Genomic DNA, 25,507 nt, shown 5'->3' with positions numbered 1-25,507 from the left:
TTATCCAATTATAATTTTATGAATGTCGAAAACCAACAGGAACTTTACCATTTAGTGATGAATGCGCCGGTTGGCATCTGCGTCCTGAATGCCCAGACCCTTGTGGCTGAAATCGTAAATGACAGCTTTATCGCACTTGCAGGCAGATCCCGCGATGTCATCCTTGGCAATTTTTACTGGGATACATTCCCTGAGGTGCGGCACTCCTACGAATCCGCAATGGCAGAGGTGGTGGCCAGCGGGCTGCCCTACCGAGCCGATGAGTCCGAGCGCAGACGGATCAAGAACGGAAGGGAAGAAACCATCTACATTTCTTTTGTCTACAATCCCCTTAAAGACAGCACGGGGAAGGTGCAAAAAGTTGCCATCTGGGTAATGGACACTACCCTTCAGGTTGTACAAAGGCGGAAGGCTGAGGAAAATGAAAAATTTGCGCGTACCGTTTTTTACAATTCACCTGTCGCAAAATTAGTGTATACGGGAGCCAAAATGGTATTGAAGGAAGCCAATGAGAAAATGCTTGAAATATTCGGACGCGGCGATTCCATTATCGGAAGGCCCATAATGGAAGCTGTTCCGGAGCTCCGGGAGACGTATCTGTTCCAGGCCTACAGCAATGTGCTGGGAACGGGAGAAATCCATACCGAAAACGCCGCGCGTATCATGTTTGTCAAAAATGGTTCTCCCTATTACGGCTACTATGATTATACCTACAAGCCATTATATGATACCAAAGGGGAAATTTATGGCGTTATATGCACGGCAATCGATGTAACAGAAGAAGTGGCAGCCCGCAGCAGACTGCAGGAAGCCGAGCAGAGTATGAGAGGCGCAGTCGAGCTGGCCCAGCTGGGAACTTGGAGCATCGATGCCGCATCAAACGGCCTTGTCTATTCCGACCGCCTGATAGAATGGTTTGGTTATGACCCTGCCGCCAGGGACTATAATGAAGTTATACCTATCATATCCGAAGATGACCGCGGACGAGTAGCAGAAGCGGTCGCATGGGCACTGAACCCTGAGTCCGGCGGGTTATATGACGAAACCTACACGGTAATTCATCCTGGCACAGGAAAGAAACGAATCCTGCATGCCCAGGGAAAAACTGTTTTTGACCCCGAGGGCAGGCCGGTACGCATGAACGGGACAGCGCAGGACATCACCATCCAGATGGAACTGCAGATGGAACTGGAAAACCAGCTGCAGCAGCGTACCGCGGAGATCCAGGCCGCAATGGAGGAATTACGGGCAATAAATGAGGAACTTGAACAGACCAACCTTCAATTGACCCATTCCAATAAGGAGCTCGGACAGTTTGCCTATATCGCCTCACATGATCTGCAGGAACCGCTCCGCAAAATCAGCACCTTTATGGAACTGCTGCAGGACAGAATAAGAGGGAACCTTGACGAAAAATCACAGGCTTATATAGACAAAATCACAGATGCGGCAGCACGCATGAGCAGACTCATCCGGGACCTGCTCGCCTATTCCGCCCTTCCTAAAAATGGGACAGCGTTTGAGCCGGTAAACCTTGAGGATACTGCCCGGGAGGCGCTGGAAGATTATGATGTGCTGATCGAACGCACAGGTGCGGAAGTTACGTGGAAGGAGCTTCCAGTCATTGAAGGCATTCCCCTGCAGATGTCACAGCTCTTTTTTAACCTGATTGGAAACGCCCTGAAATTCATACGCCCCGATCTGCAGCCCAAAATCCATATAAACTGCACTATAGCATCTGTCCAAGAGATCCGCTCCGTGCATCTGAACGAGCGGCTGTCCTACTATAAAATCCAGTTCACTGATAACGGCATCGGCATGAAGCCTGAAGATACAGAGAAAATTTTCAACATATTCCAGAAGCTGCATAGCAAAAGCGAGTTTGCGGGCACAGGAATAGGACTGGCCATGTGCAGGAAAATCGTGCAGAACCACCACGGTGAGATTGATGCAGGCCAAAGCAGTGAAAACGGCGCGGTATTTAACGTGTACCTGCCAAAACACAATTGACAATTTCCTGGGCAGGCAGTACAGAGGCAGACAAATGCGGTACTGTTTCCCGGCAGCCTTCCATAGCCAATGCAAGTGACGATATTTAATCCTTTTTTGAAATATTATTTTCCGAAAGGAAAAAAAAATCTTTAAGTGGATTCGTCAGCGTTTTTGCCCAATGAAGGGAGAATACTTTTTTCAGCAATAAAACAAAGCCGGTAAAAGAATTTGGCTTCTGTATGTAAAGGTCTGCCCCATGGCTCAATGCATCCTCAATATCCTGCGGATGGCCTGAAGTGGAAAGCATAACCGCTGGGATATCCTTCAGCTTCTCATCACTCCTTATCTCATTCAGCGCCTGTCTGCCGCCTTTAACCGGCATATTTACATCAATGAAAACCATATCAGGATTTGGTTCTGCATCATCCTTTAATCTGTCAAGGAGCTGCTGGCCGTTGTCCACGGCAGTAACATCGGAAGGAATGTCCGCTGCGTCAAGGGCATCCTTGAATAATTCCTGATCATCTTTGTCATCATCAGCCAATATAATTTTTACCGGCTCGATTTCATTTAATCCTTTAGCGGACTCTGCTGAGTTTTTAGAATTCATCATCTTGAAGGGTATTGCTGTTTCAAAAGTAGCATATAAATGAATACAATAATGCTTATGCCCAATATTTATTAAGAATTAGAATGTCTGCATTATATCGACCGTGCCTGTGCATAAAAGAACAGATTCCAAGTCCCAGTACTGACATTTTCTTTGTAAAGATTTTAAAAATCCTTTTATGGATGGCGTAGAAAAATCCGGCACAAAAGAGACCTAAAATTCCAAGACCTCCATAAGGATCTATCTGCATCCTTTCCCTGCACTATAGCATGTGCGGCAGACCATGTTTCATTAACCGAAATAAACACTGCAAATTATGAACGAGATTTTAAGCCCAGTTTTCTAAGAAAGCACAGTGTACTGACTTTCGCGTTAGAATCAGGCACAGTAAATTTTAAATAACTGCTGCTTTATAAAAATCAATACTTATCTAGTGGAGATTAGAGTATATTTAAGCCTTTATTTTTAAATTTTAATCCTTTATATCTGTATTTTCTTGATGCTTTTAAATTCAATTCTGTCTGTGGGAGGCACTAATATAGCTATCTGTATATTAAAAGATACCATTTTTTAAAATGTAGATTAATCTTTTTATTACATAATAATACTACAATTCTAAAAAAAAAGCGTAAATTGTTTCCACCTTTTGCTGTTATACTGATGGCCTATTGGACTTTCGAAATTACATTCATTAAAACCAGCCCCCTTATTATTTCCTGTTCAATGCTGCTGGGGCAGGCAGGATCAAGTAAACCAATATCATAATTTCCGCCAAGCCAGGGCTCCGTACAGCAGATGATCCTGGGCGGACGTTTTCATTGGAAAGCTTTTTCGTATGCAGGCCTTATAAACAATATACTATGGCAGAGAACACATTTTCCCAAACCCCAGCTGGAGGTAAATACGAGCAAAATCTGAATAATAATGAGCTTCTTGAACTGCTGCAGGCAACTATTGACAGCAGTCTGGATATGATACAGGTATTCAAGGCCGTACGTAATGAAAAGCATGAGATTATTGATTTTATCTGGATACTGAACAACAAAACTTCTGAAGAATTCTACGGCAATGTCATTGGTAAAAGCCTGCTGGCTCTGAATCCCGGTGTCGTGAAAGAAGGCATTTTCGAAACATTTAAAAAGGTAGTGGAAACAGGCGATGCCGATCAAAGCGTAAGGCATTACGTTCATGAGCAGTTTGACGGCTGGTTTCTCCAGTCTACGGTTAAGCAGGGGGACGGTGTGGCCACAACCACGAAAGACATAACTGAGGCCAATGCTGCCAAAGAGCTGGTTCAGACCGTATTTGATGTCATTATCAATCCCATTTCTTACCACAAAGCAGTGCGGGACAGCACAGGAAGAATTATAGATTTTGAACTCCAGCTCGAAAACCAGAAAGCTCGTGAACATGCACTGGACGACCGGACCGGCCAGCGCTGCTCCGAGGCATATCCTGGAATAAGAGACTCTTTAGTATTTGAAAAGTACTGCCAGGTCGTAGAAACCGGTGCCAGCCTCGATACTGAAGTAGAGCTAAAACTTAAAGGCAGCAACTATTGGTTCCATCTTTTGGCAGCCAAGCTGGGAGATGGTCTGGTGGCTTCAGCTGCAGACGTCACCCAGAGGAAACATGCCGAAGCAGAAATACTCAGGCTCAAGGATGAAATTACGCAGCGGACAGAAGAAAAATACCGTATGCTTTTCAATTCCATAGATGAAGGATTCAGTCTGCTGGAATTGATCTTTAACGACGATGGTAAGATCGTGGATTATTGGCATAGGGATGATAACCCATCGTTTATACGGATGACCGGCATCAAGAACCCCACCAACAGACGTATGAGCGAGCTTGTGCCCGATCTTGAACCGGCATGGCATGAAATGCTGGAACAAGTCTATTACACCGGCGAACCTATCCGCACTGAATATAAAGTGCAGCAATTAGGCCGGTGGTATACCTGTTATCTTTCCCGTGTTGGGGATAGCGGCAGTCCTTTCATTGCTGCGGTTTATGATGACATTACAGACCGGAAACAGAGGGAACTGGACCAGGAGTTCCTTTTAAAGCTGTCAGACAGCCTGCGGACAGAAATAACGGCCGGCGCGGTCGCTAACCGGGCACTTCAATTACTGATTGACCATATGCAGCTGGACCGCAGTTACATTACTTCCTACTGCCTTGATGAAAACCGTGCCTACCTGAACTATCAGCTTGGAAATGATACCGTTGCGCCGCTGCCCGATCATTTCGTTTTATCTGATTACCCAGAGGCGTTTAAAGCCGTTTCCGGCGAAACTTTGGTGATTGAGGATGAACTCGAGCGGCAGGGCCTCTCAAAAGATGAAATTAAGAACAGCGGCAAATTAGGTATGCGTGCCATGATAGCGGCAACAGTACGCAGGGGCAGTGAGAAGCCGCTTTGGTCTATGGCCGCAGTTAGTTCGCAGGCCCGCAGATGGAAAAATAACGAAATACGGCTGGTAGAAGAAGCTGCCGAACGTACATGGGCCGCCTTAGAAAGAGCAGAGGCGGATGAATCATTGCGTATTGCTGAGGAACGATATCGAATAGCACTGGACAGTGCTAAAATGGGCACTTGGGACTGGAACGTTAAAGACGATCAAATTCTTTGGAATGAGCAGCACTATTTACTTTTGGGACTGCAGCCTGACCAGCTGCTGAAGCCTGCCGATTATTTCCTTCAATTTGTCTATGCTGATGATTTGGAAATGGTAAAAAACCAATTAATGCAGGCCTTTCAGTACACCGGACAATACCATGCAGAAGCCTTTCGAATAATCCGCCCTGATGGAAAGATACGCTGGATGAGCGGCTATGGCAGAACCGTCACCTGGGAACAAGACAGGTCGGCAAGAATAGTCGGGGTGATGTTTGATATCACCCACCGTAAACTGTTAGAACAGCAGAAGGAGCAGTTTATCAGCATTGCCAGCCATGAGCTGCGGACACCGGTGACCAGTATTAAGTCCTATGCGGAAATCCTTGAAGATCAGTTTGTGGAAAATGGTGATCTGCAGAGTGCCGGCCTGATGAGGAAGATGGACATTCAGATAGACAGGCTTACCTCTTTGATATATGCCCTGCTTGACAGTTCTTTGGTTACAGAAGGCAGACTACCGTTAAAAAAAGAAGAATTTGATTTGAATCAATTACTTATTGATACTATAGAAAACATACAGCGTATCGCAGGAAGCCACAGCATAAGAATGGAACTCGAGCCGGATATACGAATATTTGCGGATGAGGAACGTATCAGGCAGGTTTTAATCAATCTCATCACCAATGCCGTTAAATATTCACCAGAAGCCGAAAAAGTCATTGTACATCTGGCATCGCTTACAAAAGAAGTGAGGATATGTGTACAGGACTTTGGAATCGGCATAGATGAACAGGTTCAGCACCATCTCTTTGAGCCCTTTTTCCGAAGCTCAGATGCAGCAGGTTTCTCAGGAATAGGACTTGGTTTGTTCATAAGTGCCGGCATAGTGCGTCAGCATGGGGGGAGCATATGGGTTGAAAGCAGGCAGGGTGAGGGAGCAAAATTCTGCTTTACCATTCCTGCACCAGGCAGCTAAGCCAGTATCATCATACAATATAATTAAAACATTTGGTGAATCCTTCGGGGCCTTAGCTCCTAAAAATACCCGCTAGTCTCCTTTTCAATCACAGATATCCAGTTTAATATCGTCTTTAAAGCCGCTTGGAGGATTCTTTCTGCGCAGACAGCAGACTTGAAAAGAGGCACAAAATGATAACCCTTTTAATTTTGCTTTCATAATGTTTTAGTTTGATTATTAATTAGTCTATAGAAGATTTCCCATAAAATTACACACTCCGCAGACAAAATATCCTTTAATGCCAGCCAATCATGCTGCAGATTATAAAATGAAACCATTATTTATAAGTTACAGCAGAACAGATGTTAAATAGCGGCTGATATTCCGCCCTAACCGTCCTGACATGCATTCGGGATACACTGCAGCATCAGGAAAAAAACGGTTTGAGATTCCCGGCGCATGATAATTTAATAAACTCTGTGCTTAGTCCTGTAAGTATTATTCCAGACATCGGCTTAATTTTAAGCTGCTTAATCATAAATATTTCAATCATGGAAAACATAAATAATTTCAGTGAAGAACAACTTCAGAAGTGCCCGTACCACCAGATGCTGAATGGCAAGGATAATGACCGTCCGATCCAAAATGAAAATACAGGAGGCTGGGGCGGTATAGATCCAAACGACGAGGATGGAACAAGTCCAAAGCGTAATGAAAATTCAGGAAACGACAACTCAGGGGGTGCAGGAAGCACCGGCAGTGCAGCTGCTAACAGCTGATCACAAAACGTATTAATTTTAAAGCAGATTATCATGAGCGACGATTTAAATAAAAAAGGGGTCCAGGACAGGTCACGCATTAATATGAATGAAGACCACGAGGTAGCATATTGGACCGAAAAGTTCAAGGTCAGCAGGGAAGAGCTGCAAAAAGCAGTAGACAAGGCAGGAAATTCTGCTGATGCTGTTGCACAGGCTCTCGGCTCCAAATAGCACAATATATATTCTAAACTAAATCCCCAGCAAACAATTAATAATATGTAATGGGGATTTTTGCCGCACATTCTTTTGTACCGGCACACTGAACTGTACCCATCCTCCGCTTTCAATTTTTATCTATTTAATACATAAAGGAAATGGCAAAGAAAAAAGATATGACAAACAGCGGGCACACCCCAAAGGCATTCCTGAAGACAGGTAAGACCGGAAGCATGCCTTCAGGCATCAAACCGATGCTGGCCTCCCTTGTCAATGCGCCCTTTGACGACCCGCTGTGGAGCTACGAAATTAAATGGGACGGCTACCGCTGCATTGCTTATATCAGCAGCGGCAATGTCAGTCTGGCCTCACGTAACAACAAATCGTTTACCGACAAATATTATCCGCTAACCTCAGCGCTGCAGCAATGGAAAAACAATGCAGTGCTCGATGGGGAGATCCTTGTCATAAAAGAAGATGGAAAAGCTGATTTCAGCGCGCTGCAGAACTGGCGCAGCGAAGCGGATGGCCATCTGGTTTTCTACATCTTCGATATACTATGGTACAACGGCATCAATCTGATGGAACTCGAGCTTTCTGACCGCCAGCTTATTCTAAAGCAGATGCTTCCGACTCACGACGACAGGATCCGTCTTAGCCAGACCTTCGACGGCGGTCTGGACTTTTTTGAGACGGCCTCCAAAATGGGCCTTGAAGGAATTATGGCTAAAAGAAAAGATTCGCTGTATATTCCCGACAGCCGCAGCAAGCAGTGGCTTAAAATCAAAGCAAAGAAGAGACAGGAAGTGGTAATTGCCGGCTACACCAAGAACGACACATCCTCAAAACTGTTCAGCTCACTGCTTTTGGGCGTTTATCAAAACGGGACGCTGCTATACACCGGCAAAGTGGGAACAGGCTTCACCGACAAGATGCAGCGCGAAATGATGGACCAGTTCACGCCCCTTATAACCAAAACGGTGCCTTTTGAAAATGAGCCTGACATTAACAAGCCCTCGCGCTTCCGCCCCGATCCGCCCCATGCGCAGGCTGTCTGGCTCAAGCCTGTCCTGGTATGCGAGGTCTCCTACGCCGAGATCACTTCGGACGGGGTTTTCCGCCATCCTTCCTTTGAGGGGATGCGCTCCGATAAAAAAGCTTCAGACGTAGTGCTGGAGAAAGAGGAATCCTCCGAGTTACTTGTCAGAGAAAAGAAAGGGGCGCATAACAACACGCCTTCCCCGCCCCTTACCCCACCTGAGAAATCTGCACGCCGGACACTGCTGAATCCCTCAGAGGAAACACAGACCAAGAAAATAAAAGGGCATAACCTTACCTTCAGCCACCTAAGCAAAATCTATTGGCCCGAGGACGGGTTTACCAAACGCGATATGTTCAACTACTATTATCAGGCCGCCGAATTTATCCTGCCCTACCTCAAGGACCGTCCTTTATCGCTGAACCGCTTCCCGGGAGGCATCCACGGAAAAAGTTTTTACCAGAAAGACGTCAAAGGGAAAGCGCCAGAGTGGGCAAAGACATTCCCATACACGACCAGTGACGGTGAAAGCAAGGAATTCCTTGTCGGCGGGGATGAGAAAACGCTTTTGTACATGGCATCCCTTGGCTGTATCGAAATGAACCCTTGGTTCAGCCGTATTCAGCATCCTGATAATCCCGATTACTGCGTGATTGACCTTGATCCGGACAGAAATACATTTGAGCAGGTGATCCAGGCTGCCGGCGAAGTGAAAAATGTGCTCGACGCGCTGCAAATCACCGGATATGTAAAAACATCGGGGTCAACCGGGATACACATCTACATTCCCCTAGGCGCAAAATACAGCTACGACCAATCCCAGATGTTCGGAAAAATGATCGTATCTATCGTCCATTCACAATTGGAAGATTTCACGAGTCTTGAGCGGCAGATCAAGAACCGCGGAGGAAAGATGTATCTGGACTTCCTTCAGAACAGACCGGGAGCAACCATCGCATGCCCCTATTCGCTGCGTCCGAAAAGCGGCGCAACTGTTTCAATGCCCCTGCATTGGGAAGAAGTAAAAAAAGGTCTTGCGATAAAAGATTTTACGATCGAGAATTCTATCGCCCGCATGAGGGCTGAGGGTGATATTTTTAAGGGTTCGCTGCAAAAAGGAATCAATATGAAGAAAGCGGTGGCCAAAGCGCAGAGCATATTTTATTAACCCGCGGCCTTCCTGATTCAACTGTTAAGGCTGTAAAAAACATTTATTATGAACACAGCATACTTTCTTACCGGGTCATTTAAAGACCAGGACAATGATTTTGAAATCAAAATTACTATAAAAGAGGGCAGAACCACCAGCCAGCTGCGTAAATACAGCATTTCCCTTATGGATCTCTCGGCCAGCGGAGCACCGATGTGGCAGGATTCAGGATACGATTTTCTTACATGCCTGGACAATATGAAGGTATTTCTAAACGATAACTCCATAACCCTGTACAGCAAAATACGCACCTCCGAGAAGAGTGATCCTATGGTCGACAAGGAACTGGAAGGATTTATTTTGAATCACCTTGAATATTAGCAGTACAATACTGCCGTTTATTTGTTTTTATGTTATCGGGGATTTACTTTATCACCCAATATCTTATAAACGGATGTGAATGCCGGATGGACCAGAAATTCTAAGCCTGTAATAATTTTTATGATGCCTGCTGGTATTTTCTCTACCACCAGCAGGCCATTCTCACAGTTAACTACCCTTTATTCAGCTTTATGGCAGCTGCGGCACTAGAAATCCTTGCCGGCATTAAATAATCAAATACAAAAGATTAGAATGTACGGCGATTGGATCTCCCGAAAGACAGATTAGTCCGCTGCAGCTTATAAAGTTCCCTGTCAGCCAATACCCCCGAATCCTTGGAGGCTGCCCATGATTAGGAACAGCCCGTATATTTTATCCTTTTAAGCTGTCGCACTGGAAGCCAGCAGTGCTATCTCAAGGGCTTCAACAGCGTCATGGATGGTAATGGAAGGTTTATGGTTTTTATCTTCAATGTTCTCAATCAGGTCAAGCAGTATTTCCTGCACGCATTTTCCATATACCTCTCCTTTTGTCTGCTGTATTTCAAAAGTTCCATGAATAACCTGATCCGCTTCGTATTGAGTTCCTCCGGCCGTTATAGTATTTTGATCCGATGCCGGCCCTTCCGAACCCTCTCCCCACCCCTCGGGTCTTGAATCATCTCCTGCGTCTGCAAGGGATTCCCTTTTTGTTTCTTTCCATCCAGGAATGCTTTTAAAAGCTTCTGCATTTTTACTTTCTGTTACGGCATGAAGTTTTCCTTTCATAGGCATCCAGCCTTCAATCTCAATACGCGCCAGGTCGTAAGCAAGTAAAATAGTAGTCTGCTCGAAAAAGCCGGGGCCTGAAAAAGCATGATAATAACTTGCCGTAAGTCCCTGATCATAAGTTACAAGCGCGGCAACCCGGTCGCGCTGCTTATCATTTCGAAACTGCCAAGCACCCTTCACGTCCTTATAATGCTGTCTTCCCAGAGCGTTTATAATATCAAAAAAATGCACTCCGTGTTCTACCATTATGCCGCCTGACACAGTTTCATCCCAAAACCAGTGTTCTGCCGGCAGGGATTCATCCTGTGCATAGTTGTTTACTACAGCATGGCGGAGCTCTCCAAGGGCGCCGCTCCCGCCAATTTTCATAAACGCTCTGATAATCGGATTGTAGCGGATCATATGATCTACGGTAATGCTTCTGCCGGTCTGTTTCTGTACCTCCAGAATTCGTTCGGCGTCTTCCCTGCTGGTAGCGGCAGGTTTTTCCAGCAGTACATGTTTGCCCGCCAGCATTGCCTCGCAGGCCATCCCGGCATGAAGCTCCGGGGGGGGTACGATACTGACAATATCAATTTCCCGATCTTCCAAAAGTTCTTTATAATTGTGGTATACCCGGCAGTTCTCAACATGCTGGTGATGCTGTCCTGAATCTGCCACGGCTTGAACTGTTACGTTCTCTAACTGATTCCACCAGTGGTGCAGGAATTTTCCAAAACCACCATAACCTATTATTCCTATTTTATATTTTTCCATATGGCAGCTTATTAGTCTTTTTATCTGTTATTATGAATGAAACTCTCTTTATAGCAGTTTGTCAAAATGAATGGAAAGATCCGTAATACTTTTCCCAGTTGTGTTGCAGGCAGTGATTGCTGTCCCGTTTTCATTACACCTAATGTCGGGCAGCTCAAAATTATTTTCCCGTCGGCCAGCACAGCGCAGCCACCTCATTGTCCATGGCCGCAGCTTTTTTCGTTCAGGCGGGATCCAACTTTTCCCGAAGCACATCCACAAATGACAGCGGAGGCTTAACATATATTGAGCAGTACCTGTCGTTGATATGCAGAGTAATGCGATGGGTAGTAATAGAAATCATAGCAGAAGGATTTAAGGAAATCAAATTTGCAGTATGCAAAACTGAATATTGAAATTAGTACCTTTAACAATCATTACGTTACATGATTTCTTACCTTAGTTACTGAATTTCAATTAAATCCGGCTTTAAACTTTTAACCAGATTGACGAAGCATTCCTAACCTGATTTACCACTGTCTTTAATCTTGATGCTGTGCCGCCGCCCTTGGAAGTGGACTGGAAACCATGGGCAAAAATTACAGATTCCCAGCTAGAAGCCTTACAGTGTGAATTATATAATGCTGGAGATAAATGATATAAGCAGAGTTAAAGAAGCTTTATAAGATTTGCAGATGAAATAAACAGATTAACACCCCCAAAGAATCAACTTATGTCTTTTCAGCCATTTACAGCACTTCGTCATCTGAGAGCTGCATTGTTATTTCTCCTTTTTTCCGTTTCTGCTCCTGCCCAGACCCAATCCTACAGCGCAAAAGCAGCTCTTGCCTGTGAGACGTACGCCTATCTAAGGGGACAGAATGCCGCCCTCAAGGAAGTGTCCAGACAATTCCCGCAGCTTCATGCTGATGTACAAGCTGCAGAGAAAAGCCTTCAGGCTTCCTATGGGCGTGCGGCGGTCAACATCAGCCGTTTTCTAAAAGAAGAACTGCGCCCCAGCCATTTAACAGTCTTGGAAAAGCAGATTGATTCCCTGCTGGAACAGCAGCTCAAAAATCCCATAGAAGAAAAACACGCCAGGGATTTTATCGCCTCTTTAAAACAGAAAGCTGCCCTGCAAAATACCACCGCAGTGCAGAAAAGTATTATATCTTTTATCTACCATGACGCCCCGCATCAAGAAATCATCGACGGGCACCTGAATATTTTTATGACCGAAAATCATCCGAAAGCGGATAAGGCTGACCTCCAAATTCCCATCCCTAAAAGCTGGCTGGCGGAAGAGGCTGAAAATCCCCAGACGATACAGCAGTTTACCAGCTGCAGCGGAACGGGAGATGAAAAAATAATAGTCATGGCTTTCGAACTCCCTGATTCCATGCGCGGAATGGTGCTCAGCAGGGAAACAGTTTCAGATATGCTTCCTCTTGAAAGCAGGCTTCTTCGAAGCGAGACCCTCGAAATTGGCAAACTGCCGGGAATAATGATTGAAGCAGAAGAAATCATAACTGACGGCGGCCGCAGGATGAAGATACGCATGCTGCAATTCATGGCTATTCAAGAAAGCATACTCTACTGTATCCAGGGGAGCATAGGTCCCGTAAAGGCAGAAAAAAATCTGGACAGCCATATAAAAAAATACGAGCCCCTTTTCCGCCTTGTTGCCGCCAATACAGAAATTGATCGCCCTTAACTGTTTAGCCTTATTAAATAAATTTTAAACTGATTGGTTTAAAATAAATTTCATTTTTTTATACATTAATAATTAATGGAATTGCGGACGGCTGGGCAGAGTCGCAGACTAAGAGATTAAAATGCTTATTTACTGATTGTTATTACACCTGATTATAGTGAGTTCTTAAAGACTAAGAATCTTGCATAATTACTGAATTACAATATGAATTACTTAAAAAAGCCTCTTCTAAATTTAAAAGAGGCTTACTCATTTTAAGGCTTGTAAAAAATGTACAGTTTTTCAAAGATACTATTTTTTATGAATAATATACGCCCCCTTGCTTATCAATACATTAATTACCAAAGCATAAATAAAACACTGCGGTTTTTTGCTGTGTTTATAGGGTATGTTATCTTGATCATTGCCCAGTCAGCATAACATGCCGGACAATCGAGAGAGCGGCATTCCAGTTATAAAGAAGCAAAAATTACTGCAGACGAGCCGTCCGATGCATTAGGTTAACGGGAATCCGGCTTGATTCCATTTGCCTGACAGCAAGAAAGCTTAATTAATAAAAGAATTGTACAAAAATTGAACTTATTTACGACTGCTTTACTCAAAAGAAAATATATCATGATCCATGAACAGAAATTTCGGAAGATCCGACAGTGTCAGTATATTAATGATGAAAATGCAGAAAAAAAATGAAAACGAAATACAAAAAATTCGACCGTACCTTTAAAGACAATGCCGTTACGCTGAGTTATGAAAAAAGCAGCCTGAAGCAATACGCGGCAGAACTTGGCATCCTCCCCTGCCTGCTGACCAGATGGAGGCAGGAATACCAGAAATTCGGGGAAGGGCGTTTTCCCGGATCTGGATATGAAAGAGTAAATCCTGAGAAGAAGAAAATCGTTCAACTTGAAAAAAAATCTAAAGAATCAGAACTCTTATTTGAAATTTTAAAGACTGCCTCTCCATGTCTTAACCAGGGAAGATTGAAAATTTACCAGTTCTTGAAAAGAAAAAGAAAAAAATATCCAATTCTGCTCATGTGCCGGACGCTGGATGTTCCCTACAGCAGCTACCATAGATGGGAAAAAAATGAAATATCAGAAAAACAGCTGTACCTGATTTCCTTAAAAAAAGAACTGGCAACTATATTTTATGCATTTAAAAAAAATCAAGGAGCAGCTAAAATTGCAGAAGAACTTAGCCGGCGAGGATACAAGATTGTCCGCAGGCAGGTTTCTTTTTATATGAGACAGCTGGGGCTCAAACGTAAGAAGAAAAGAAAATTTAGAGTTACCACAGATTCTAATCATAACCATTATACGTCTCCAAACTTTCTGAACCGTAAATTCAACGTAAAGGGACATGCAGAGATATGGGTGTCCGATATTACCTATCTGCAGACCAAAAAAGGTTTTATCTATCTTACTGTCATTATGGACCTTTATGACCGCAAAATAATAGGCTGGAACCTCGGCAGAAGGCTCTCTGCGCAGAAGACCATAATCCCCGCTTGGGAAATGGCTGTAAATAACCGCCCTATATCCGAGGGGTTAATATTTCACTCTGACAGAGGAGTCCAGTATGCAAATAAATGCTTCGCTGAAAAACTGGATTCCCATAAATGCATCCAGAGTATGAGCCGTACGGGAGACCATTTTGACAATGCTGCCTGCGAAAGTTTTTTCAGCTCATTAAAAAAAGAGCTGGTGTATCGAGAAAAAGAACTCCTAACAGTAAAGAAAATGAAAAATGAAATATTTGAATTTATTGAAAACTGGTACAACCAAAAAAGAATTCATTCGTCATTACAATATAAAACTATAGAACAGTTTAATAAACAAACTGCCTGCTCCCAGAGGGATCATACTTAGGCGATATTATTTAGACATGAAAGGAAAAAGAAAAAAATATGAATGCGTATTCAAAGAAAGGATAGTGATTACCAGCTACCAAAGAAACTGTATTACGCAGTTAGAAAACGAATTCGGTTTATTCTCAGGAGCTTTAACAAGATGGAGACAGCATTTTGAAAAATCAGGCAGTAAAAATTATTCCAGTGATTTTTATCTAAATTTAAAATCCACTGCTTTAAGAATACGCCGGCTGAGGCAAAAAATAAATAAAACTGATTTAAAATTCGAGATTTTAAAAAAAGCAGGGCCATACCTAAATAAGGGCAGAGAATCTATCTTTCAATTCATTTACAGCAATGAAAAAAACTTCTCTGTCAAATTAATGTGCAGCGTTTTAGAAGCCGGGACTGTAACCTACAGCAGATGGAAAAACCACATTCTTACTGACACGCAGAAAAGACAAATTTTGCTTGAACAAGAAATCACATCAATATTTTTTGCTTCTAAACAGCGGTACGGAAGTAAGCGGATTGCTGCTGAAATGCAGAATTTAGGATATCAGATCACAGGCAGCGGAGTAAGAAAATATATGGAGAAACTTGGACTCTCAGCCAGGGTAAAAAAATAATTATCCTTAATCTCTTCTCCGCGAATTAATGCACATTTTCCAGCTTATGTAATTAAGATTGATTTAGAAGAAAATTGTAATCCGCTTTTCATTATCATATTAATCAAAATTACTATCTTTCTTAAATTTTATTTTACAAAAATCTGCCTGCAGAAACAGTGCAGTATAGAGACTGGGAATTACTTATATTAGCTATGGAAATAAAATTCTGGATTGAAAAAAACTGGGGAGGTTCAATAGATCTGGCGGCAGTCCCTGAGGTTATTGCAGCTTTTGAGGAAATGAAACTAAATGATAATCAACAGGCGGCTTTCTGGATCGGATGCCATGATGAAGAATATGTTTTGAAAATTCAAAAAGATCAGACATTATATTTTATTTATGGTGAAAACCAAGATCTTGAATTAAAAGTTAAATCCCGCAGCTGGGATGAAATTTCCTCCCTCACTTCATTATTTATTAACGGACAGTTTGTTTTATTACAGGCGCAGATCAGTAAACTTACATCAGATACGGCCGGGCAGAAATAAAAAGAAGCAAATCCTAAATCCAGCAGCGAATTGCAGATAATTAAGTATATAATTAACTAGAAAATTCATTGTAATTTTAATGATATCAAAAATTTACTCTTCCCATTTTTGAGGTGCTGTACTTATCAAATTCACCCAATATTTTCTGTTAAGCAGCCTTATTTCTCTGTAGTGTTTTGCTTAGTATTATCAATTCTCTATTATTAGAAACAGCATAATCTTTTTTCTCGTGATCATTGGGTTAATTGTGAAAAGGCAGTAGTAACAAAATCTTTAAAACACAGGATAATTTCACTAAGTTTAAAGTAAATATATATCGAAGGACTAATGCCATTTTAAAAATGCAGGAGTTTTGATCTCCTGCTTTTTCTCTGTTTTTAAATCTTTAAAAAATAAATTGTTATGAGTATAGGTAATCTAGAAAGGCAATAACATGTTAATTATGTAAGGTCTTTACATAATCATATAAAAGCCGGGTCATCCAGTAATATTACATTTATAGCTATTATTATAACTAAATCCGAAACCAAAACATATCTTTATGAAGCAGCTCTACTCTTGGCCATTTGGTATATTATCATCGTACACGTATTATGTATTTTTATGCAATCCGATGATCCATCCCCTCACTGCCGCACATTGAAAATGACGATGATGGCATATTATGAATTAATGCTTGATACAGTTACAGAAACTGGACATAATTTATTGAAATAAGATCTTATTTTACCGCAAATTCACCTTAATTCCACCAAATGACATACACCAACATACTTCAGATTGACGACGATGCTGATGACTGCGACTTTTTCATGGAAGCCCTTCATGCTGTGTCAAATGCAGACTATACTGCCGAGAGAAATCCGGTTGAAGCACTTCATAAACTGATCCGAAAGGAATTGCAGCCTGATCTGATTTTTCTGGACTTGAATATGCCAATTATGTCAGGCTTTGAACTGCTGGCAGAATTGAAAAGGCAGGACAGTACAAGCAGTATTCCCGTTATAATCTTCTCCACTTCCCAAATGCAGGAAAATAAAAATAAGGCCGCACGTTTTGGGGCCGCCGGATACATCTGCAAACCCAGTGATTTTAATGAGATGAAAACGATCCTCAAAAATTTTACCGTCTGATGCTTTACAATTTAAAGTATACAGCACATGCGTTGCCAGAATATAATGTTTATCATTTATATTCAGTGTTAAATAATGGGCATCCACTACTGATAACAGAAAGAAAATGAAGCTGTCAACCCAAATACTGCTGGCATTTGCGTTGATTATTCTGCTTTCTGCGGCGGATTCTTACACCAACTACCGCCAATCGCTTAAAGTACATAAAAATTCCCAGTTTCTTTCAAGATCCGAGGATGTAATCCGAAATTCCAACAAAACCCACAGAGCAGTGCTCGAAATGCAGAGTGCAGTGAGAGGTTATCTGCTGACCAGTGACACCGCCTTCCTGCAGCCCTATTATACCGGGCTGCAGAAAGTGCCCCTTTATCTGAAAGAGCAGCATGCCCTGACTGACAATAACAAGACCCAGCGGCTTATACTGGATTCTATAAGTGTGCTGCACAACCAATGGCTGCGCTATACTGCGCAGCTCATTAAAGCCCGGATGGAAAGTCCAGCGCTCTATCGTGATCTGCTGGAAACCAAGCTTAGAAAACATGTAGGTAAAAACATTAATGATTCTATCTCTGCCAAATTCAAGCGCTTTGACAAGCTGGAATATAAAACCCGCCGCCACCACAGCGAGATGCTGATGCATTCCATGTCCAAAACCAGAACTTATTCGCTTATCTTTCTCTCCCTTACGGTCTTTGTCGGCATCTGCAGCACGGCCTATATTGTAATTATGATTACCAATAGGATCAATTCCATGGTACGCCTTGCAGACTGGATTTCCAAAGGCCGCTTTACTATAATCCGTGACAACAAACGCGATGAGCTGAGTGCCCTTGCAGCTTCCCTTAATATCATGTCAAGAAAGCTGGAGAAAAACATACAGGATCTTGAAAATAAAAATGAAGAACTGAATAAATTCGCCTATGTGGTCTCCCATGATCTTAAAGCACCTCTGCGCGGGATATATAATGTAATCTCCTGGATAGAAGAAGATCTGCCAGGTGAAATCTCTCCTGCCATGCGCCGTTACCTCAATATTATCCCCCAGCGGACCCGGCGGATGGAGGCGCTTATTAACGGATTGCTGGATTATGCCAGAACCAACCAGAAAACTGCTCCAGAAACGGTGGATACCAATGTGCTGGTTAATGAAATCACCCAGTCCATAGTTCCCAGGGAATTTAATCTAGAAGTGCAGCCGCTGCCGGAAATCTTCACCGAACGGCTGAAGTTTGAACAGGTCATTTCCAACCTTATCAGCAATGCGGTAAAGTATGCTAAACCCCAAAACGGCTCCATTAAAATCGGATGCAGGGAAAAAGATGGCGTTTATGAATTTTCAGTTGAAGATAACGGAATCGGCATCGATCCGCAATACCATCAGAAAATATTCGAGATCTTCCAGACCCTGCGGGAGAAAAATGAAAAAGAAAGCACCGGAGTGGGACTGGCCATAGTAAAAAAAATCATAGAAGACCGAGGAGAAACCATCCACGTAGAATCACTTCCAAATAAAGGAACCGTGTTTTCCTTCACTTGGAGAAATAATAAAACAGTATGAAAACCCCAAATATTCTGCTCATTGAAGATGATGAGCTTGATACTATATCTGTAGAACGTTCGCTGAAAAAACTTGAGATTGAATACACGCTTCACACCGCCTACAACGGATTGGAAGCTTTACAGCTGCTGCGCGGCATTGAGCATCCTCTCATCCCGGACGTAATACTGCTTGATATTAATATGCCGAAAATGAACGGCATAGAATTTTTGAAAATTCTCAGACGTGATGAAAGGCTGAAAGAACTGAAAGTTTTCGTTATGACCACCTCCTCCGAGGGCACTGACAGGACTGCTGCCGAGGACTTGGGTATTTCGGGTTACATCATAAAACCCCTTAACTACACCGACAACACGAAAAGGCCCGATTCAATGGATGCGTTTGTGCAGTTTCACCTGCGTAAAATACTCCTTGACGGGACATCGTGATTAAAAAATGAACAGATCGACCCAGAATTAAATACCAAACCAGAATTAAATCATAACCTCAATTATGAAAAACACACCCAAACCTGAAACCGCCGCCAGCAAAACTAACGCAGCAGTTCCTGCCGCGGACAGTATCTCTCAGACTGCAAGCAGAAAGCAGGCCCAAGATGAGGTGCTGACTGATGCCGAATTTTTAAAAATCCTGATGAAGGTTAAAAACGGAAACTTCTCGCAGCGTTTCCCTACTGACCAGAACGGAATGAGAAGATCCATCTGCGAGACCCTGAATGAAATTATTGATCTGAACGAACGAATGGTATTTGAATTCCAGAAAGTCGGAAAAAGCATCGGAAAACAGGGAAAACTGACCAACCGAGTAGTGCTGGACGGCGCGAGGGGTTCATGGAGTTCCTGTGTCGATTCGGTAAATACCCTGATTTCAGATCTTGTCCACCCAACAATCGAAATTGCGCACGTTATCACATCGGTGGCAAAAGGAAATCTATCGCAGGAAATGCCCCTTTCGATAGAAGGAAATCCTCTTCAGGGAGAATTCCTGAGAATTGCCAAGGAGGTGAACGGGATGGTAAAACAGCTTAACCTGTTCTCCATGGAGGTTACCCGCGTGGCGCGCGAGGTTGGAACTGATGGAAAATTAGGCGGTCAGGCTAAAGTAAGGGGTGTCGGCGGTGTATGGAAAGACCTTACCGATTCTGTAAATAAAATGGCCTCGAACCTTACCGGGCAGGTTAGAAATATTGCAGATGTAACTACAGCAGTAGCCAATGGCGACCTTTCCAAAAAAATCACTGTTGACGTGAAGGGGGAAATATTAGAGTTAAAGAATACGATCAACACAATGGTGGATCAGCTGAACTCCTTCTCTTCGGAAGTAACGCGTGTGGCCCGTGAAGTTGGTACAGAAGGAAAACTGGGCGGCCAGGCACAGGTTAAAGGAGTCGGCGGAACCTGGAAAGATTTAACAGACTCGGTAAACCAGATGGCTTCCAATCTTACCGGCCAGGTACGTAATATTGCCGATGTAACAACAGCCGTGGCAAAAGGAGATCTTTCTAAAAAAATTACTGTTGACGTAAAAGGAGAAATTTTAGAATTAAAAGATACCATCAACACCATGGTGGATCAGCTGAACTCATTCTCTTCAGAGGTAACCCGCGTGGCACGTGAGGTAGGTTCTGAAGGTAAATTGGGAGGACAAGCAAGAGTTCGGGGTGTCGGCGGGGTGTGGAAAGATTTAACGGATTCGGTAAACCAGATGGCATCTAATCTTACCGGCCAGGTGAGAAATATCGCCGAAGTAACTACTGCGGTGGCAAAAGGCGATTTGTCTAAAAAGATTACCGTAAGCGTTGAGGGGGAAATCCTAGAGCTGAAAAACACCATCAATACCATGGTGGATCAGCTGAACTCTTTCGGAGCCGAGGTGACACGTGTGGCGCGTGAGGTAGGTTCCGAAGGAAAACTCGGCGGACAGGCAAAAGTAAAAGGTGTTGGCGGAACGTGGAAAGATTTAACCGATTCAGTGAACCAGATGGCATCGAACTTAACAGGCCAGGTGCGTAACATTGCAGAGGTAACAACTGCCGTGGCAAATGGCGATCTTTCCAAAAAAATTACAGCAGTAGCTGAAGGGGAAATTCTGGAGTTAAAAAAAACCATCAATACAATGGTGGACCAGCTGAACTCTTTTTCTTCTGAGGTGACACGTGTAGCACTTGAGGTGGGTACAGAAGGAAAACTTGGAGGACAGGCAAAAGTAAAAGGTGTCGGAGGCACCTGGAAAGATTTGACAGATTCGGTGAACCAGATGGCATCGAACTTAACAGGTCAGGTGCGTAATATTGCCGAAGTGACCACAGCCGTTGCAAAAGGGGATTTATCACGCCAGATTACCGTAGATACAAAAGGAGAAATCTTAGAATTAAAAAATACAATCAACACGATGGTGGGGCAGCTGAACTCCTTTGCATCTGAAGTAACCCGTGTGGCCCGTGAGGTGGGTACGGAAGGAAAGCTCGGCGGACAGGCACAGGTGGAAGGTGTTGGCGGAACCTGGAAAGATTTGACCGATTCGGTGAACCAGATGGCTTCTAACCTTACCGGACAGGTGCGTAATATTGCCGAAGTAACCACCGCTGTGGCAAAAGGAGACTTATCGCTTCAGATTACCGTAGACGTAAAAGGAGAAATCTTAGAATTAAAAAATACCATTAATACCATGGTGGATCAGCTGCGAGGTTTTGCCTCGGAGGTAACCAGGGTGTCGCGGGAAGTAGGAACAGAAGGAAAACTCGGAGGCCAGGCCAATGTTCCCGGTGTTGCAGGAACATGGAAAGACTTAACAGACTCTGTGAACCAGATGGCTGGTAACCTTACCGCCCAGGTGCGTAATATTGCAGACGTGGCGATAGCCGTGGCCAATGGAGATATGTCCCGTAAAATCACGGTTGACGTCCGCGGAGAGATCCTCCAGTTGAAAGAAACCTTAAATACCATGGTGGACCAGCTTCGTGAGTTTGCTTCTGAGGTAACCCGTGTGGCTCGTGAGGTGGGAACAGAAGGAAAACTCGGAGGACAGGCCAATGTACCAGGGGTCGCCGGAACCTGGAAGGATTTGACCGATTCAGTGAACCAGATGGCCGGTAACTTAACAACCCAGGTGCGTAATATTGCCGAAGTTACAATTGCCGTGGCTAACGGAGATATGTCAAAAAAAATTACGGCTGACGTCCGCGGAGAGATTCTCCAGTTAAAGGAAACCGTAAATACGATGGTGGACCAGCTGCGCGCTTTTGCCTCTGAGGTAACCCGCGTGGCCCGAGAGGTAGGAACCGATGGAAAACTTGGCGGACAGGCGTTCGTACCGGGTGTTGCCGGAACATGGAAGGATTTGACCGATTCTGTTAATCAGATGGCATCAAACTTGACCGATCAGGTGCGTAATATTGCCGATGTGACCAAAGCCGTTGCCAACGGCGACCTTTCCAAACAAATTACCGTAGATGTTAAGGGAGAAATCCTGGATCTGAAAAACACTTTTAACACCATGGTGGAACAGCTGAATTCGTTTGCGTCTGAGGTTACCCGTGTGGCACGTGAGGTGGGAACAGAAGGAAAACTCGGCGGACAGTCCCAAGTAAAAGGTGTCGCGGGAACTTGGAAAGATTTAACGGATTCAGTTAACGTAATGGCTTCCAACTTAACCGGACAGGTACGTGGAATTGCTAAAGTCGTGACATCTGTAGCCAAAGGAAACTTAAAGCAAAAACTTTCAATTGATGCCAAAGGTGAAGTGGCGCAGCTGACCGATACCATCAATGAGATGATCGACACCCTGGCAACCTTCTCGGATCAGGTAACAACAGTAGCCCGTGAAGTAGGTGCTGAAGGGAAACTTGGCGGACAGGCCAATGTGCCGGGGGCATCAGGAACCTGGAAAAACTTAACAGAAAACGTAAACCAGCTGGCCGCAAATCTGACCACGCAGGTACGTGCGATTTCTGAGGTGGCATCTGCCGTGACACAAGGGGATTTAACCAGAACTATCGGTGTGGAAGCCAAAGGAGAAGTGGAAGCCTTAAAGGATACGATCAACCAGATGATTTTTAACCTGAAGGCCACTACTCTCCGAAACCAGGAACAGGACTGGCTTAAATCCAATCTGGCGAAATTCACCCAGATGCTTCAAGGGCAGAAAGAACTGAAAGCCGTGACCACTAAAATCCTTTCAGAACTTGCCGCCGTGGTTACTGCCCAGCACGGTCTTTTCTATATACTGGAAGAAGGGGAAGATTTCATGGATTCCAAATTGAACCTCATTGCCTCTTATGCCTACCTTAAACGCAAAAACTCACTCACGCAGTACGGCATGGGTGAAGGACTTATAGGACAGGTTGCCGTAGAAAAAGAAAGAATCATTCTTAGCAACGTGCCAAAGGATTATATTAAAATAAACTCAGGTCTTGGGGATGCCAGACCAAAAGACGTTATTATCCTTCCCGTGCTTTTTGAAGGAAGGCTTAAAGCGGTGATCGAACTGGCTTCCCTGGATACCTTCAGCCAGATACATCTGGATTTCCTTGAAGGTCTTACTGAAAGTATTGGTATTGTAATTAACACCATCGAATCCAACTCGAGAACCGAAGAACTTCTGGTACAGTCGCAGTCCCTTGCAAATGAGCTTAAAAGCCAGCAGGAAGTGCTTAAAAACACTAATGAGGAACTCGAAGAGAAAGCCATACTGCTGGCCAACCAGAAAGAGGAAGTGGAGCTCAAAAACCAAGAAGTCGAAGTGGCCCGTAAAGCACTGGAAGAAAAAGCGGACCAGCTGACCCTGACCTCGAAATACAAATCCGAGTTCCTGGCCAATATGTCCCATGAGCTTCGAACCCCGCTGAACAGTTTACAGATCCTGGCCAACGAGCTTATTGCCAACCGTGACGGCAACCTTTCGGACAAACAGATCCAGTTTGCCAAAACCATCAATGCCTGCGGGGATGACCTTATACAGCTTATCAACGATATTTTGGATCTTTCCAAAATTGAATCAGGCTATATATCAGTGGACTACAATCCGATCCGTTTTGACGAAATCAGCCGTTTTGTAGAGTCAACCTTCAACCCTATCTCACAAGCCAAACATCTTCATTTTGAAATCAAAATGGATGAAAGCCTTCCTGAAGTGATGGAAACCGATTCGCAGCGTCTGAATCAGATCCTTAAAAATCTATTGTCTAATTCGTTTAAATTCACTGAGAAAGGATCCGTTAAACTGCATATTTACAAAGCAGACCGCAACTGGAAAACCAGAAGTACAAGTCTTGACAATGCAGAAGCTGTAGTAGCTTTTGAAATATCAGATACAGGAATCGGTATTTCAAAGGAAAAGCAGAACATCATCTTTGAGGCGTTCCAGCAGGCAGAAGGATCTACAAGCCGCAAATACGGAGGAACCGGACTCGGACTTTCCATCAGCCGCGGACTTTCTGATCTTCTCGGCGGAAGTATAGAACTGGAAAGCGACACCAATACCGGGAGCAGGTTCACACTGTTCCTGCCGCTCAAGTTTGTCCAGATGCCAGAGATAACAGACATCGATGTCAATGAGGAAACCAGCTTGATACATGCCGGCAAGAGCCATTTGAAATCACTTCCGTCCTCTAGTTTCAAATCTGCAGATCCTGAAATGTATTTCGCCGATGAGCTGGGTGACGACAGAAATGATATACAGCCGGGCGACAAAGTGGTTCTGATTGCTGAAGACAACGAAACTTTTGCCAGAATCCTGCTGGATAAAGCACGTGAGCATCAAATCAAAGCTGTTGTAACTGCCAGAGGCAATGACGTGGTGGATTACATCCAGCACTTCCAGCCGCATGCGGTGACAATGGACCTTAATATGCCGGATGCCAGTGGATGGAAAATACTTGATCGTCTGAAAACCGATTTCAACCTGCGGCATATACCCGTTTATATTATCTCTGGAGAAGATGAAAAAAACAAAGGCCTGAAACGCGGCGCCAGAAATTTTCTGGTGAAGCCTGTTACCAATGACGCACTGGAATCACTTTTCCAAGACATAAAAAACAGTGGCAAAACCAAGAAAAAGAAATTGCTGCTCGTTGACGATAATCCGGAGGAACTACAGCGAATAACCGCCGCACTGCAGGGAGAAGATATTCTCATCTCCTCTGCACTCAACGCAAAGCAGGCAGCGGATCAGCTTAAGAAAAAATCATTTGAATGCATCATCCTGGATTTAAAACTGCCGGATGCGGATGGAATTGATCTTATCAGTGATCTTGAAAATAACATCAGCGGGCAGGAAACTGCTATTATTATACACTCGGCGGGAGATCCAGATAAAAAACAGCGCAGCAGGCTCAGCCGTTTTGCACACAGCATCATTACCAAAAGCGCCTCTTCAATGGATGAACTGGCCGACCAGACTGCTCTTTTCATGCACCGCATGCATAAGAATCTTCCTGAAGATATGAAACAGCGAATTGAAACGTTCTACCTGAAAGAAGACGTGCTTACGGGCAAAAAAGTGCTGCTGGTTGATGATGACGTACGCAATCTCTTTGCCATGACCACAGCTCTGGAAAGGTACGGACTGGAGGTGATCTGCGCGGAAAGCGGGCATGAAGCAATTGAAATCCTCAATCAGGACAGTGCGGCCGATATTGTGCTTATGGATATTATGATGCCGGAGCTTGATGGGTACGAGACAATGAAAATTATCCGCAAGGACATGCGGCATAAGCACCTGACCATAATTGCTGTTACAGCAAAAGCGATGAAAGGCGATAGACAGCGATGTATCGAATCGGGCGCTTCCGATTATATTACCAAACCCGTAAATGTGGAACAGCTTTCCTCTCTGATGAGAGTCTGGCTCAAATAATATT

The 25,507-nt window shown here is 43.9% G+C and carries 16 protein-coding genes; 14 read left to right on the top strand and 2 right to left on the bottom strand.

The features are described from left to right. Positions 1 to 18 precede the first annotated feature (18 nt). Positions 19 to 2,010 carry a PAS domain-containing sensor histidine kinase gene (locus J0383_RS19540; protein ID WP_207295638.1) on the top strand — a complete coding sequence of 664 codons (1,992 nt, stop codon included), beginning with the start codon at positions 19 to 21 and terminating at the stop codon, positions 2,008 to 2,010. Positions 2,011 to 2,095: 85 nt separating this feature from the next. On the opposite strand, the gene J0383_RS19535 is transcribed toward J0383_RS19540, so the two are convergent. Then, positions 2,096 to 2,605 carry a response regulator gene (locus J0383_RS19535; RefSeq protein WP_207295637.1) on the bottom strand — a complete coding sequence of 170 codons (510 nt, stop codon included), beginning with the start codon at positions 2,603 to 2,605 and terminating at the stop codon, positions 2,096 to 2,098. Between the two features lie 857 nt (positions 2,606 to 3,462). Between J0383_RS19535 and J0383_RS19530 the strand changes: the two genes are divergently transcribed. The 5 genes from J0383_RS19530 (at position 3,463) to J0383_RS19510 (ending at position 9,730) form a co-directional block, all read left to right on the top strand. Beyond that, entirely contained in the window at positions 3,463 to 6,201 is a 2,739-nt protein-coding gene (locus J0383_RS19530; protein ID WP_207295636.1) for an ATP-binding protein, read from the top strand. 461 nt (positions 6,202 to 6,662) lie between these two features. Beyond that, positions 6,663 to 6,962: a hypothetical protein gene (locus J0383_RS19525; RefSeq protein WP_207295635.1), complete on the top strand. Its 300-nt coding sequence runs from the start codon at positions 6,663 to 6,665 to the stop codon at positions 6,960 to 6,962. Between the two features lie 33 nt (positions 6,963 to 6,995). Further along, a complete protein-coding gene (locus tag J0383_RS19520) occupies positions 6,996 to 7,175 on the top strand; it encodes a DUF3606 domain-containing protein (protein WP_207295634.1) in 180 nt (59 codons plus the stop codon). Between the two features lie 143 nt (positions 7,176 to 7,318). After that, a complete protein-coding gene (gene ligD / locus J0383_RS19515; protein WP_207295633.1) occupies positions 7,319 to 9,367 on the top strand; it encodes a DNA ligase D in 2,049 nt (682 codons plus the stop codon). Positions 9,368 to 9,415: 48 nt separating this feature from the next. Further along, a complete protein-coding gene (locus J0383_RS19510) occupies positions 9,416 to 9,730 on the top strand; it encodes a hypothetical protein (protein WP_207295632.1) in 315 nt (104 codons plus the stop codon). Positions 9,731 to 10,110: 380 nt separating this feature from the next. Here J0383_RS19510 and J0383_RS19505 read toward each other — a convergent pair whose 3' ends face one another. After that, positions 10,111 to 11,256 (bottom strand): Gfo/Idh/MocA family protein, encoded by a 1,146-nt coding sequence (locus tag J0383_RS19505; protein WP_207295631.1) that lies wholly within the window; start codon positions 11,254 to 11,256, stop codon positions 10,111 to 10,113. Positions 11,257 to 11,968: 712 nt separating this feature from the next. On the opposite strand from J0383_RS19505, the gene J0383_RS19500 reads away from it, so the two are divergent. The 8 genes from J0383_RS19500 to J0383_RS19465 all read left to right on the top strand — a co-directional run bounded on the left by J0383_RS19500 (position 11,969) and on the right by J0383_RS19465 (position 25,503). Continuing rightward, positions 11,969 to 12,949, top strand: a complete 981-nt coding sequence (locus tag J0383_RS19500; protein ID WP_207295630.1) for a hypothetical protein — start codon at positions 11,969 to 11,971, stop codon at positions 12,947 to 12,949. A gap of 686 nt (positions 12,950 to 13,635) precedes the next feature. Next, complete coding sequence (locus J0383_RS19495; RefSeq protein WP_207295629.1) at positions 13,636 to 14,817, top strand: IS3 family transposase; 1,182 nt, start codon at positions 13,636 to 13,638, stop codon at positions 14,815 to 14,817. Positions 14,818 to 14,833: 16 nt separating this feature from the next. Next, on the top strand, positions 14,834 to 15,427 hold the full coding sequence (locus J0383_RS19490) for an IS3 family transposase (RefSeq protein WP_207295628.1): 594 nt from the start codon (positions 14,834 to 14,836) through the stop codon (positions 15,425 to 15,427). 194 nt (positions 15,428 to 15,621) lie between these two features. After that, positions 15,622 to 15,957: a hypothetical protein gene (locus J0383_RS19485; protein ID WP_207295627.1), complete on the top strand. Its 336-nt coding sequence runs from the start codon at positions 15,622 to 15,624 to the stop codon at positions 15,955 to 15,957. A 755-nt stretch (positions 15,958 to 16,712) separates the two neighbouring features. Further along, the gene (locus tag J0383_RS19480) at positions 16,713 to 17,090 is read left to right on the top strand and encodes a response regulator (RefSeq protein WP_207295626.1); all 378 of its coding nucleotides are present in this window, start codon (positions 16,713 to 16,715) and stop codon (positions 17,088 to 17,090) included. Between the two features lie 106 nt (positions 17,091 to 17,196). Next, positions 17,197 to 18,648 carry a sensor histidine kinase gene (locus tag J0383_RS19475; protein WP_207295625.1) on the top strand — a complete coding sequence of 484 codons (1,452 nt, stop codon included), beginning with the start codon at positions 17,197 to 17,199 and terminating at the stop codon, positions 18,646 to 18,648. Continuing rightward, entirely contained in the window at positions 18,645 to 19,076 is a 432-nt protein-coding gene (locus J0383_RS19470; RefSeq protein ID WP_207295624.1) for a response regulator, read from the top strand. Before J0383_RS19475 ends, J0383_RS19470 begins: the two co-directional genes overlap by 4 nt. A gap of 64 nt (positions 19,077 to 19,140) precedes the next feature. After that, on the top strand, positions 19,141 to 25,503 hold the full coding sequence (locus tag J0383_RS19465) for a HAMP domain-containing protein (protein ID WP_207295623.1): 6,363 nt from the start codon (positions 19,141 to 19,143) through the stop codon (positions 25,501 to 25,503). Positions 25,504 to 25,507 lie beyond the last annotated feature (4 nt).

Source organism: Flavobacterium endoglycinae (assembly GCF_017352115.1).
In the GTDB taxonomy this organism is placed as follows: Bacteria; Bacteroidota; Bacteroidia; order Flavobacteriales; family Flavobacteriaceae; genus Flavobacterium; species Flavobacterium endoglycinae.
Note: the sequence above shows the minus strand (reverse complement) of the source record. Positions and strands in the feature narration are given on the sequence as shown.

What these genes read in the sequence shown, in the direction of transcription:
- J0383_RS19540 (WP_207295638.1), top strand. Translation starts at nt 19, where the DNA reads ATGAATGTCGAAAACCAACAGGAACTTTACCATTTAGTGATGAATGCG.
- J0383_RS19535 (WP_207295637.1), bottom strand. Translation starts at nt 2,605, where the DNA reads ATGATGAATTCTAAAAACTCAGCAGAGTCCGCTAAAGGATTAAATGAA.
- J0383_RS19530 (WP_207295636.1), top strand. Translation starts at nt 3,463, where the DNA reads ATGGCAGAGAACACATTTTCCCAAACCCCAGCTGGAGGTAAATACGAG.
- J0383_RS19520 (WP_207295634.1), top strand. Translation starts at nt 6,996, where the DNA reads ATGAGCGACGATTTAAATAAAAAAGGGGTCCAGGACAGGTCACGCATT.
- ligD (WP_207295633.1), top strand. Translation starts at nt 7,319, where the DNA reads ATGGCAAAGAAAAAAGATATGACAAACAGCGGGCACACCCCAAAGGCA.
- J0383_RS19510 (WP_207295632.1), top strand. Translation starts at nt 9,416, where the DNA reads ATGAACACAGCATACTTTCTTACCGGGTCATTTAAAGACCAGGACAAT.
- J0383_RS19505 (WP_207295631.1), bottom strand. Translation starts at nt 11,256, where the DNA reads ATGGAAAAATATAAAATAGGAATAATAGGTTATGGTGGTTTTGGAAAA.
- J0383_RS19500 (WP_207295630.1), top strand. Translation starts at nt 11,969, where the DNA reads ATGTCTTTTCAGCCATTTACAGCACTTCGTCATCTGAGAGCTGCATTG.
- J0383_RS19495 (WP_207295629.1), top strand. Translation starts at nt 13,636, where the DNA reads ATGAAAACGAAATACAAAAAATTCGACCGTACCTTTAAAGACAATGCC.
- J0383_RS19490 (WP_207295628.1), top strand. Translation starts at nt 14,834, where the DNA reads ATGAAAGGAAAAAGAAAAAAATATGAATGCGTATTCAAAGAAAGGATA.
- J0383_RS19485 (WP_207295627.1), top strand. Translation starts at nt 15,622, where the DNA reads ATGGAAATAAAATTCTGGATTGAAAAAAACTGGGGAGGTTCAATAGAT.
- J0383_RS19480 (WP_207295626.1), top strand. Translation starts at nt 16,713, where the DNA reads ATGACATACACCAACATACTTCAGATTGACGACGATGCTGATGACTGC.
- J0383_RS19475 (WP_207295625.1), top strand. Translation starts at nt 17,197, where the DNA reads ATGAAGCTGTCAACCCAAATACTGCTGGCATTTGCGTTGATTATTCTG.
- J0383_RS19470 (WP_207295624.1), top strand. Translation starts at nt 18,645, where the DNA reads ATGAAAACCCCAAATATTCTGCTCATTGAAGATGATGAGCTTGATACT.
- J0383_RS19465 (WP_207295623.1), top strand. Translation starts at nt 19,141, where the DNA reads ATGAAAAACACACCCAAACCTGAAACCGCCGCCAGCAAAACTAACGCA.